Annotated in this window: 14 protein-coding genes; 9 read left to right on the forward strand and 5 right to left on the reverse strand. The window is 40.3% G+C overall.

From position 1 onward, the window contains the following. Positions 1–64 precede the first annotated feature (64 nt). From ACEO2X_RS00900 to ACEO2X_RS00910, 3 genes are all read left to right on the forward strand, one after another. A complete protein-coding gene (locus tag ACEO2X_RS00900) occupies positions 65–1,123 on the forward strand; it encodes an RNA-guided endonuclease InsQ/TnpB family protein (RefSeq protein WP_371970950.1) in 1,059 nt (352 codons plus the stop codon). Between the two features lie 221 nt (positions 1,124–1,344). Continuing rightward, positions 1,345–1,884, forward strand: a complete 540-nt coding sequence (locus tag ACEO2X_RS00905) for a hypothetical protein (RefSeq protein WP_371970954.1) — start codon at positions 1,345–1,347, stop codon at positions 1,882–1,884. 9 nt (positions 1,885–1,893) lie between these two features. After that, complete coding sequence (locus ACEO2X_RS00910) at positions 1,894–2,304, forward strand: protease inhibitor I42 family protein (RefSeq protein WP_136144550.1); 411 nt, start codon at positions 1,894–1,896, stop codon at positions 2,302–2,304. A 149-nt stretch (positions 2,305–2,453) separates the two neighbouring features. On the opposite strand, the gene ACEO2X_RS00915 is transcribed toward ACEO2X_RS00910, so the two are convergent. Continuing rightward, positions 2,454–2,786, reverse strand: coding sequence for a HopJ type III effector protein (locus ACEO2X_RS00915; protein WP_136144551.1), 333 nt, complete (start codon positions 2,784–2,786; stop codon positions 2,454–2,456). 234 nt (positions 2,787–3,020) lie between these two features. Between ACEO2X_RS00915 and crcB the strand changes: the two genes are divergently transcribed. Continuing rightward, positions 3,021–3,398: a fluoride efflux transporter CrcB gene (gene crcB / locus ACEO2X_RS00920; protein WP_004974593.1), complete on the forward strand. Its 378-nt coding sequence runs from the start codon at positions 3,021–3,023 to the stop codon at positions 3,396–3,398. A 213-nt stretch (positions 3,399–3,611) separates the two neighbouring features. Here the strand turns inward: crcB and ACEO2X_RS00925 are convergent, their stop codons facing one another. Continuing rightward, the gene (locus tag ACEO2X_RS00925; protein WP_004974599.1) at positions 3,612–3,860 is read right to left on the reverse strand and encodes a type B 50S ribosomal protein L31; all 249 of its coding nucleotides are present in this window, start codon (positions 3,858–3,860) and stop codon (positions 3,612–3,614) included. 277 nt (positions 3,861–4,137) lie between these two features. Here ACEO2X_RS00925 and ACEO2X_RS00930 point away from each other — a divergent pair, with 277 nt between their 5' ends. Further along, a complete protein-coding gene (locus tag ACEO2X_RS00930) occupies positions 4,138–4,419 on the forward strand; it encodes a type II toxin-antitoxin system RelB/DinJ family antitoxin (RefSeq protein WP_004974600.1) in 282 nt (93 codons plus the stop codon). Next, positions 4,419–4,739 (forward strand): type II toxin-antitoxin system PemK/MazF family toxin, encoded by a 321-nt coding sequence (locus ACEO2X_RS00935; protein WP_131260605.1) that lies wholly within the window; start codon positions 4,419–4,421, stop codon positions 4,737–4,739. Before ACEO2X_RS00930 ends, ACEO2X_RS00935 begins: the two co-directional genes overlap by 1 nt. A gap of 158 nt (positions 4,740–4,897) precedes the next feature. On the opposite strand, the gene ACEO2X_RS00940 is transcribed toward ACEO2X_RS00935, so the two are convergent. The 3 genes from ACEO2X_RS00940 to ACEO2X_RS00950 all read right to left on the reverse strand — a co-directional run bounded on the left by ACEO2X_RS00940 (position 4,898) and on the right by ACEO2X_RS00950 (position 8,206). Further along, entirely contained in the window at positions 4,898–6,196 is a 1,299-nt protein-coding gene (locus ACEO2X_RS00940) for an AarF/ABC1/UbiB kinase family protein (RefSeq protein ID WP_004974602.1), read from the reverse strand. 145 nt (positions 6,197–6,341) lie between these two features. Beyond that, positions 6,342–7,706, reverse strand: a complete 1,365-nt coding sequence (locus ACEO2X_RS00945; protein WP_004974603.1) for an MATE family efflux transporter — start codon at positions 7,704–7,706, stop codon at positions 6,342–6,344. A 38-nt stretch (positions 7,707–7,744) separates the two neighbouring features. After that, positions 7,745–8,206: a DMT family transporter gene (locus ACEO2X_RS00950; protein ID WP_004974605.1), complete on the reverse strand. Its 462-nt coding sequence runs from the start codon at positions 8,204–8,206 to the stop codon at positions 7,745–7,747. Positions 8,207–8,328: 122 nt separating this feature from the next. On the opposite strand from ACEO2X_RS00950, the gene hemW reads away from it, so the two are divergent. The 3 genes from hemW to ACEO2X_RS00965 form a co-directional block, all read left to right on the forward strand. Next, positions 8,329–9,483 carry a radical SAM family heme chaperone HemW gene (hemW, locus tag ACEO2X_RS00955; protein ID WP_371970951.1) on the forward strand — a complete coding sequence of 385 codons (1,155 nt, stop codon included), beginning with the start codon at positions 8,329–8,331 and terminating at the stop codon, positions 9,481–9,483. A gap of 141 nt (positions 9,484–9,624) precedes the next feature. After that, a complete protein-coding gene (locus ACEO2X_RS00960; protein ID WP_180051423.1) occupies positions 9,625–10,608 on the forward strand; it encodes a DNA cytosine methyltransferase in 984 nt (327 codons plus the stop codon). Between the two features lie 31 nt (positions 10,609–10,639). Beyond that, on the forward strand, positions 10,640–10,749 hold a 110-nt coding region (locus ACEO2X_RS00965), incomplete at its 3' end, for a MerR family DNA-binding transcriptional regulator (protein WP_317098506.1).

The following is a 10,749-nucleotide window of genomic DNA, read 5'->3' on the forward strand; positions in this document are numbered from 1 at the left end:
GAAATGTCGTTTTAAATACTTGTACTATAGTCACTATTAAGAAAAATACTGTTAAAATAATTGGATGAAGACACTCAAATTACGCATAAAAGACAAACATTGCAAGGTGCTAAATCAGTTAGCATCCGAAGTAAATTTTGTCTGGAATTATGTCAATGATTTGTGTTTTAAGCATCTACAACGTAAACAACAATTCTTTTCAGCATACGACCTTGCAAAATACACGAAAGGCACATCGAAAGAATGCAACTTGCACAGTCAAACTATTCAGGCAGTGACAGAAGAATTGGTCACAAGACGCAAGCAGTTCAAAAAAGCAAAACTAAAATGGCGTGTCAGTAATAAACAATCAGCTAGACGTTCACTGGGTTGGATACCGTTTAAAAAGGTTGCAATCAAATATGCTGATGGCTATGTTGAATATGGCAGGCATCAATTTAAACTATGGGATAGTTACGGATTAAGTCAATACAATATCAAAACAGGCACATTCGTAGAAGATAGTCGTGGACGTTGGTATGTTTGTCTTGTTATAGATTCACCAAAGCAAGCTAAGCCAACGTCAAGCAAAGCCATAGGTATTGATCTAGGTTTAAAAGATTTAGCGACTTGTTCAGATGGCGTAAAACTTAAAGCACCTCAAATCTATCGGCAATATGAACAAAAACTTGGTATTGCTCAACGTGCAAAAAATAAGAAACGTGTCAAAGCCATCCATGCCAAGATTAAAAATGTAAGACAAAACATGCTGCATCAATTCAGCCGAAAACTGGTGAATGAACATGCAGCCATCTTCGTTGGCAATGTGAATGCCAAAGCATTAGCACAAACCAGATTGGCTAAATCAGTGCTAGATGCCAGTTGGACAACACTAAGAACCATGCTCAAGTATAAATGCGAGAACGCAGGGGTATGTTATGAAGAAGTCAATGAAGCCTATACCACCCAAATTTGTTCGTGCTGTGGCTCACGCTCCAGTAGTCCGGAAGGTAGAGCAGGACTTGGAATAAGAGAATGGCAGTGTGTGGAGTGCGGTACGCTCCATGATCGGGATGTAAATTCCGCACTGAATATTCTTGCGCTCGGGCATGAGCGTCTAGCAGTAGGAATCTCCGTCCTTTAGGTCGGGGAGGATGTCAAAGAGCATGTGCAGATCTGATTATGGATTTTATGACCCTAAGCTTAGCTGAAATTACAGGTTTTTGGTCATGCCAGAATAAGCCAATGACTGCATTTTGTTACCAATTTCAACTATTGTATTCATAATCTGTGATTAAGATAAATATAGATAGATGAATTTGTTAGGTAGACTTTAGAATGAACACACATATTTCGCTAAAACTTATGGCATTGTTAATGACTTTGGCTTTGCCATGTTCTGTCTATGCCTCAGTCGAGCGTAATATTGCCAAAGGTCTGCCTCCTGTATTGAAAAGTCAGTCGATTGAAGTGTTGCAACCCTTTAAAGGTGATTTTCGGATTTTGGGTTCAAAAATCTATCAAGATGATGCCCAAGCCAAATTTTCTCCGATTGATTATGCGGTGAGTTGGGGCTTGTTTGCTGAGCCTGAAATTGCCCGTCATATCACAGTCAATCAATATGACCGCTATTTAAACTGGAAAATAGACCGTTTACCTGTGCCTGCTGAACAAGCCATGCAAATGGTATCTAATATGCACATCATTCCTGCCAACCCAAAAATTGCCAAAGACATTCAAAAAGTAAAACGAGGTGATTTGGTACGTTTAAAAGGTGAGTTGGTTGAAGTGAAAGATCACGACTTGGTTTGGACGTCATCGCTTACCCCTACCGATACGGGGGATGGTGCGTGCGAAGTATTTCGCGTCAGTTCAATTCAGTGGATTGAAAAGGTTAAAAGTTAGGACAGGGTGATGAATTGCTATTTGCGCATGGGTTTGAGTGGATGTGTTGTGGCATTGGGCTTAAGCGCATGCACAGGTATGAATTCAAGCATTGATGGGCAAACTTTTAAATTTACAGCGCAGCAGCAATGTCCCGCATTGTTAGAGATGGATGTCGGACAAACTTTAGAATTACAACTGAATGAAAACCCAAGTACAGGCTATCAATGGAGTTTGGTAGAGTCACTGAAGCTATTTGATGTAGAAAGTATTTATCATACTGCTGAAGCTTCATCTTCTGCTCAAGTAGGGCAAGGTGGACAAAAAATATTTTATTTTCAGGCAGTCAAGGCTGGTCAGGAATTGCTCCACGTGAAACATGCCCGTGCATGGGAAAAAACCGCAATACAAGAATGGCAATGTCGGGTGCGTATTTCTTGATATGTTTGATTATGCTAAACAGCTTGAATTGTTGTGAGATTTAGCAGCAAAAAATCTATAATTTTCTTAAAATAAAAAGCCGTGTGAGGCTGTTTATAATCAGTATCGCACGGCTTTCCTATCTAAATTTAAAACTAAAATACTAAAAATTATTTGGCGCTGAGTGCTTGTCCTTCAAATTGGATGCCATCCCAACCATGTTGCATAAACTGGCGAATATTTTGGTGGTCACTGCTTGTCGGGTTTGCACGTACCGAGGCATAGTGTTCTGCAAACAAACTGAGGGTTTGTGCCTGATCTAAACCTTTTAACTGAGCAAAAGAAAACACTTTGGCGCTGCCCTGATTTTCAGTGGCCGCATTGTTTTGTTGTCCATTTTTAAATGCGGTTGGGGTGTGGTTATAGTGTGCTTCAATGAATGCAATCACATCGGCAAATGTTGCACTGCCTGCCTCAACTTGAGCCAATAATTCTTTTGCCATGACATCCTCCACATGTGCCTAAATTGAAATAATATGCAGACTAGCGCAATTTGGTTTTGAGTGGAAAACTTTTTCGTGTATTTAACTTATGTGATTTAGGAAGATGTAAAATCTGAGCAAAGATATGGATGCTTCGGGCAAGAATATCTTGAAATACAGAGAGAGATCACATGTGACTAAAAATTATGGCTGTGAGAAATACACGACATAGCCGCAAAAAGGACAGTAGAACAGATGAATTGGCTATTGGTGGCAATTGGTGGTGCATTGGGGGCAAGTTTACGTTATGCCGCAAGCCTGTATTTATTTAAATCGGCACAGCATTTTCCATGGGCAACGTGGTCGGTCAATCTGTTTGGCTGCTTTTTGGCAGGTGTATTTTTTGCATTGAGTCAGAAATATCCTGTGTTGCAGCAGGAAGCCCGCTTATTACTGATGGTAGGTATTTTAGGTGGCTTTACCACTTTTTCCAGTTTTAGTTTGGAAACTTGGCAACTCTTAAGACATGGACAGCAAGGTATGGCGTTTAGTTATGCGCTTTCCAGTGTGGTTTTGGGAGTGATGTTGCTGGGATTGGGTTTTTATGTGATTCAACAGTTTTTAAAACATTAGATTAGGGTCTGTACCAAATCAATCGTTGAGTAGAAAAATCCATTAGATAAAAATTATAAATAAAAAGAAGCCCAAGCTGGAGGAGAGTGCTTGGGCTTTGAAGATAGAGAATATCCCATCGTTTCGATGATCAATCTTGCTATGTTTTAAATATAAAACAGAAAACTTAACTGAATATGAAGTGATTGTGAGATTTTGCAATAAAACTCAAGCTTAGCGTTTGAAACGTGCAAAGCGTTTGTTGAAGCTTGCCACACGTCCTTCATTGCTGGTTTGACGTTGTTCGCCTGTGTAGAACGGATGCGATGCGCTTGAAATATCCAAAGTCACATAAGGATATACTTTGCCTTCATATTCTTTACTTTGGCTGCTTTGTAAGGTGCTGCCAATCACAAAATAGGCATTGGCGTTGGTGTCGTGAAATAAAACTTCACGATATTCTGGGTGGATATTCGGACGCATGAGATTTCTCCAAACTAAGTGTATATTTAAGTAAATGTTATAACATAACATTTGATTTGGCAAATAAAACCCACATGCATTCTTTCTAGTGAGTTTTACATAAAAATTATCCAATCTTTTTCTAAACCCGTTGTATAAGGGCTTTCATTGAGGGAATAGTGTCTGCACAGATTAAATAATTTTTTCTATTTGAAGTGAAAAGGCATCGTAAGAACAAGTTTGACCCGTGCCATTTTAAGGCATAAAATGGCATTTAGTGGTATAAATGGAGCATATGATGACAACATTGGTAAAAAAACGGGTTCAATACACGGTTGATCAGGCAATTATGGAATCAGCAGAATACATTATGACAAAAGTTGGTCTGACGCCTGCTACTGTAATGAGCATGGTTTATGCTGAAATTGCACGAACTGGCAAAATACCTGTCACGACTCAGGTGAGTGACGAGGATTTGAATACAGCAAGATTAATCGCGATGAGCCATAATGTTCCTAGTGTAAAAGTGTCTAGCGCTGCTGATGCTGCTGCTTTTTTAGAAGATGATGGCGGCTACTAATGACCCAACAACTCTATTGGGCTTATGTTGGCTTTACAGATATTGCCGAGGGTAAGACCAGACCTGTGTTGTATATTCGCCAAACGGACACCGACTATGTTGTATTTCGTTTAAGTAGTCAGTACGAAAATAAGTCTGCTTTTATTAAAAGCAAATATGTGGAAATTAAAAACTGGCAACAGGCTGGTTTAAAAAAGCCATCGTGGATTGATACAGTACAAACATATCAGCTGCCTATCCAAAAAACACAACTCACTTATATTGGACAACTGTCTGCCGATGATCTGGAATGCTTAATCAAACACCTTGAAATTCAATAATTTGAATTTCATCGTTTCAACTTGAATGAATCGGTTTAGATAACAAAAAATCCTCCTACATTTGGGAGGATTTTTTGTCTGGATTATAATTTTAGTTACGGAGCATAAAACAGATTGGGCTTTATTTTCAGCATCCTTTGCTGAGTCCAAAGTTGAGTCTAAGCTCGCGGTGGAACCAACTCCTCAAAAATATCATTTAAATTATCATGTACTTTTAAATGAATTAAATTCCAATAATGCCCTGAAACAGTTCGATTCACCATTAAGGTATCGGGAGAAGGCTTAAACACATCCCAATATTTCAATGAACTTTTGACCAACTCAACGCCATCATGATGGGCAGAATTTTCAGCAAAATCATAATGTGTGGTTAGCGGACGCATCAGCACTTCTAACCATTGCAAATATAAATCTTCAGGGAATTTACCCAATGCAGAAATTGCCTGCAGTGCATCTAGATGCTGTTCAATTTCGGCAATATCTTGCGCACGCGCAGCATGAATCAGTTGTCGAAAATGATGCACTACATCATTCGATAGAGTTTTGACGCCGCCGTAATCATAAATCACCACAGAACCATCTTGGCGGAACGCAAAGTTGCCCGGATGCGGGTCGCAATGAAAGCGTTTTAAATAAAAGATTTCTTGACCCATGGCACGCAATAAACGTCGTCCCAAAGTGTTGCGGGTACGCTGTGACCATGTGCTTGCCGTTTCTATATTTTCACCTTGTTCCAAACTTAAGGTGAGAATATGCCGCGAAGAATAGTCTTTAAACACTTGTGGGATAATAATTTTATCATCCAAAGCCGCGTGAAAGGTACGCGCTACTTCTAGGTTTTGTGCCTCAATCTGGTAGTTCAGCTCATTGTCTAAACTTTCCTGAATTTCCTGAAATAGACGGTCTTGTAATTTACGGTCTATTTTAAGTACACCCATTAAACGCAGTGCCAAACGGACTTGTTTCAGGTCACTTTCGCAGGCTTCATCGACCCCAGGATATTGCACTTTGACCACCACTTGCTCGCCATTGGGTAAAATGGCTTTATGCACTTGCCCAATAGATGCGGCTGCAAACGGAGTTTCATCAAAGTGTTTAAAAATTTTGTCGAGCGGTTTACCAAGTTCTTTTTCAACTTGTGCCTTAATTTCAGCAAAAGGCATGGCAGGTGCTTGGCGCTGTAATTTACTGATGGCTTTGGCAACTTCAGGCGGAAAAATATCTTTATATTGCGAGGCAATTTGCCCGACTTTCATCACCGCACCTTTCATTTCGCCTAAGGTATCAGCAATTTGGATACCAATATCCTGAAACAATTGGCTGCGTGCCGCATTTTTTTGTTCTTCATCTGCGGTGAGGTTTTTAATCGAGTTCGATACCGTTTTGGTTGCAATACTTGCTGTCATGCTCGCAAGTTTCATAAAGCGACGACCAGGTGTACGCGCCGTTTTTGCCATGCGATGTTCCTCAAGATCATCTTTACTATCTTTTGATCATAAGTGTTCGTGAGCAAAATGCCTACTTTTAATTGTTAAAGTATTTTTTGATCACAAGACCCACGTGCCAAAACGTATTTTGGCATGTAGGTGAGTAGGCTGAGGTTTATGCTGTAAATTGGCGTTCCAGTCGTTGATTGTTGAAATATAAACGGGTCAGAAGTAACACACAGGCAATGCTTAAACCGACAATCAGCCCGACCCAAACCCCTGCAGCGCCCATACTGCTGTAACGAGTTAAATACACGCCAATGGGGAAAGCCACAACCCAATAAGCAAGCATGGTAATCCACATTGGGCCCTGAGTGTCTTGCATGCCACGCAAACAACCTGCTGCGCTAATTTGCCATGCATCCATGAGTTGATAGGCAATCGCAAATAATAATAGAGACATCGTCACTTGCGCCACTTGCGGGTCGCGGGTGTAAATTGAAATGATTTCAGGACGGAAAAACCACATCAGCGTCATTGTAGAAAAGGCAAATACAGTTGCAGTTGCAAAGCCTAAGCCTTGTACTTTACGCATGGCGTGAATATTTTGTTCGCCATAATATGTGCCAATACGAATGGTCAGGGCAATTGCCAAAGACATGGGAATCATAAATAACTGAGATGTGACTGACATGGCAATTTGATGGGCTGCCAGTTTGGTTTCTCCCAAAGGACTGATTACAATGGCGGCAGTACTAAAAATACTCACTTCAAAGAAAATGGCTAAACCAATTGGTAGTCCTAATAGCAAAATGCGTTTAATCCAGACCGCATCAATCGCTTCCCATTGGCTAAATACCTGTGTGCTTTGATAGGCGCGACTTTTAAAAATATAAAATGCCAAAGTTATAAACATTAACCATTGCAAAATAGCAGTGGCAAAACCACAACCCGCACTGCCCAGTTCAGGCAGAGGCCCCCAACCATACATAAACATAAAGTTCAGTGGAACCAATAAAGCCAATGCCAACAGACTAATTACGGTCACAGGGCGTGGATAGCCCAGTGCTTCTGAATAACCGCGCAAAGCGGCATACATGGTCACGGCAGGCATCCCAAAACCGATGGCATGTAAAAATAAGCCTGCTTTGGGCTGTAAATTTTCAGGCACACCAAATAATGGCAATAGTGCAGGCATGAGCTGTAAAATCAGCCCTGCAATCACACCTAAAATAAACGCAATCCATAAAGACTGACGGGCGATGGTTGCAATTTTTTCTGGGGTACGCGCGCCTTTAGCCTCGGCGACTAAGGGTGTGGTAGCAATCATAATGCCACTGAACAGCAGCATAATGGGCATCCACAAACCGACCCCAACGGCAATAGCAGCTAAGTCGGTGGCAGACATGTGACCTGCCATAATGGTATCAATCAGACCTAAACCTGCTTGCGCAAATTGTGTGACCAAAATTGGAATCATCAGTTGAAAAAGCTGTTTTAATTCAAAACGGGTCGTGGTCACAGAATGTATATTTGACACAAAAAATCTCAATGCATGAGGTGCTTAGCGTTTGGGTATTAGCGTTGTAAAGTGAGAAGCACACCAATAAAAATCACCACGCTACCTAAAAGACGTTGCCAATTGATACTGACTTTATCAGTGCCCAAGAACCCAAAATGATCAATCAGCATTGATGTGACCATTTGTCCAAAAATAATCACCCCAGATAAAGTGAGTAAACTTAGTTTTGGAGCACTATAAATACTCATGCTGATGGCATAAACCCCTAGACATCCGCCAATCCATAAATACCATGGGATGTTGAGCAAGGTGCTGAGGTTGGGTTTTTCGACTTGCTGAAAAAATACCAGTATGGCTAAAACTATTGTACCAACCAAAAAAGAGAAAAGGGCAGCTTGTAACGGAGAATATAAATATTCACGCAATTGGCTGTTGATTGCAGTTTGAAAGGCCATTGCAATCCCGATGCCCATCGCCAGTGGCAAAATTAAGAGTAATTGGCTGGATATCTTCATCATTTTCACATTTTTTCTTATTAAACAGATTCTAGTCTAAAGCAAATTCTAGGGAATACATCAGTGTCCTGCTGTAGTCATGTTAAAATCTGTATCACTGTTTTGATTTTGCATTGAGTCTGTCTTTGAATCCACTTCAACCCATTGATATTCCTTTATCTTTATATATTCACATGCCGTGGTGCGTGCGTAAGTGTCCGTATTGTGATTTTAATTCACATGCTGTGCCTGACGGTAAGTTGAGTTTAGATTTAGAACAGGAATATCTACAGGCTTTGCTGGAAGATTTTAAAACCCAGACTCAGTTTGCGCAGGGGCGGAAAATTCACAGTGTTTTTATTGGCGGTGGCACACCTTCGCTAATTTCAGCACAGGGGTATCAATGGTTATTTACACAGCTGAAAGCCGTGCTAGCTTTTGAAGATGACTGCGAAATTACGTTGGAAGCTAATCCGGGAACAGTGGAGCATGATCCCTTTGCAGATTATTTGGCTGCAGGCATTAACCGTTTGTCGATTGGCGTGCAGAGTTTTAATACTGAGCATTTAAAAAAATTAGGGCGTATTCATTCTAATGATGATGCGATTGCCGCAATTGGCTTGGCGCGTGAAGCGGGCTTTCAGCGAATTAATGTCGATTTAATGCATGGCTTGCCTGAACAGACTTTGCAGCAAGCACTGCAGGATTTAAAACTGGCAGTGGAACATGGTGCAACGCATATTTCATGGTATCAATTGACTATTGAGCCTAATACTGTTTTTTTCCGCACTCAGCCAATTTTACCTGTAGATGATGTCTTGGAAGAAATTCAAGCGCAGGGTGAAGCCTATTTAACTGCGCAAGGTTTTGTGAATTATGAAGTGTCTGCATGGCGTAAAGAGTTGCCGTCTGCACATAATTTAAATTATTGGCAGTTTGGCGATTATTTGGCGATAGGTGCGGGGGCGCATGGCAAAGTGACTTTGCATGATGGTGTGTATCGCTTCCAAAAAACCCGTTTGCCGAAAGATTACTTAGCCAAAGTACCTGCGGAAAACTTGCAGTTTAAAGCAATTGCAGCCGATGAGTTGCCATTTGAATTTATGATGAATGCACTGCGCCTGAATGATGGGGTTGAGGCAAACTTGTATACTGCCCACACAGGTTTAAACTTGGATGATTTGCAGGATATTTTAAATACATTGCGTCAGCGGCAATTGTTGCAGGATGATCCGAAGCGATTGGCATGTACTGCGCAAGGGCATGTGTTTTTAAATTCGGTGTTGGAAGCGTTTTTGTGATTTGAGTTCAGCTCAGGCATCTGTCCTAACGCTTATCGAATATTGTGCTAGAGCGACAGCTTGTGTCTTGCACTGCATGCTATTTAAGGTAAATTTTGTTATTGTAATGTCTTTGTTATTGTATCGCCTTGAAGGTTTGAGATGAACTCTACTAGTCCAAAAGTTTTAAAGGCTCATGGTGAATTAGTGGTAAACAAAGAGGAAAACCTTTCCCTCTTTGAATCAATCCCTTTTTATCCAGAATACCCAAGTAAATTTAAATTTATTGACCTATTCGCAGGAATTGGTGGATTTCGGCTAGCGTTACAAAATCTTGGTGGCGAGTGCGTATTTTCATCAGAAATAGACCTATATGCCCAAAAAACATATTCCGTCAATTTTGGTGAAACGCCTTATGGTGATATCACTTTAGAGTCTACTAAAAATGCGATACCTGATCATTTCGATATTTTATGTGGAGGCTTCCCTTGTCAGGCTTTTTCAATTGCAGGTAAAAGATCTGGATTTGAAGATACACGCGGTACGCTATTTTTTGACGTTGCGGATATTATAAAACGGAAACAACCTAAAGCTTTCTTTTTAGAAAATGTTAAAGGCTTAATTAGTCATGATAAGGGAAATACACTTAAAACTATTTTAAAAACATTAAGAGATGATTTAGGTTACTACGTTGCTGAGCCTCAAATTATAAATGCTAAAGATTTTGGTGTTCCCCAAAATAGAGAGCGAATTTTTATTGTAGGCTTCCATAAAGATACTGGAATTCAAAATTTCTCTTATCCACAACCATTAAATAAAAAAACCTGTTTTGCCGATATAAAGGAAACTCAGGTTGTACCTACTAAATATTACTTATCTACACAGTATTTAGATACCTTGGAAAAGCATAAAGCTCGACATGAAAATAAAGGAAATGGTTTTGGTTACGCTATTATTCCAGATCACGCAATTGCCAATGCCATAGTTGTAGGTGGAATGGGGAGAGAGCGTAATTTAGTTATAGATCATAGAATTACAGACTTTACTCCAACTACTAGAATTAAAGGAGAGGTAAATCGGAAAGGTATTCGGAAAATGACGCCAAGAGAATGGGCACGGTTGCAGGGGTTAATAACTGCTAGTTGAAATCTACCTATTTCTATATTATTATATACAAATGAGTAGATATGTTAGTATTGGCGTTGCAGCTAAAACACTGGGTGTTTCCATCCAAACCCTAAGAAGATGGGATGAGGAAGGCACTTTAGTCGCAGATAGAACCCCAAA

The sequence above is a fragment of the Acinetobacter sp. AL9 genome (assembly GCF_041464035.1).
Taxonomy (GTDB): domain Bacteria; phylum Pseudomonadota; class Gammaproteobacteria; order Pseudomonadales; family Moraxellaceae; genus Acinetobacter; species Acinetobacter towneri.

Coding starts and splice junctions, on each gene's coding strand:
- ACEO2X_RS00900 (WP_371970950.1), top strand. CDS start 65: ATGAAGACACTCAAATTACGCATAAAAGACAAACATTGCAAGGTGCTA.
- ACEO2X_RS00905 (WP_371970954.1), top strand. CDS start 1,345: ATGGCATTGTTAATGACTTTGGCTTTGCCATGTTCTGTCTATGCCTCA.
- ACEO2X_RS00910 (WP_136144550.1), top strand. CDS start 1,894: ATGAATTGCTATTTGCGCATGGGTTTGAGTGGATGTGTTGTGGCATTG.
- ACEO2X_RS00915 (WP_136144551.1), bottom strand. CDS start 2,786: ATGGCAAAAGAATTATTGGCTCAAGTTGAGGCAGGCAGTGCAACATTT.
- crcB (WP_004974593.1), top strand. CDS start 3,021: ATGAATTGGCTATTGGTGGCAATTGGTGGTGCATTGGGGGCAAGTTTA.
- ACEO2X_RS00925 (WP_004974599.1), bottom strand. CDS start 3,860: ATGCGTCCGAATATCCACCCAGAATATCGTGAAGTTTTATTTCACGAC.
- ACEO2X_RS00930 (WP_004974600.1), top strand. CDS start 4,138: ATGACAACATTGGTAAAAAAACGGGTTCAATACACGGTTGATCAGGCA.
- ACEO2X_RS00935 (WP_131260605.1), top strand. CDS start 4,419: ATGACCCAACAACTCTATTGGGCTTATGTTGGCTTTACAGATATTGCC.
- ACEO2X_RS00940 (WP_004974602.1), bottom strand. CDS start 6,196: ATGGCAAAAACGGCGCGTACACCTGGTCGTCGCTTTATGAAACTTGCG.
- ACEO2X_RS00950 (WP_004974605.1), bottom strand. CDS start 8,206: ATGATGAAGATATCCAGCCAATTACTCTTAATTTTGCCACTGGCGATG.
- ACEO2X_RS00960 (WP_180051423.1), top strand. CDS start 9,625: ATGAACTCTACTAGTCCAAAAGTTTTAAAGGCTCATGGTGAATTAGTG.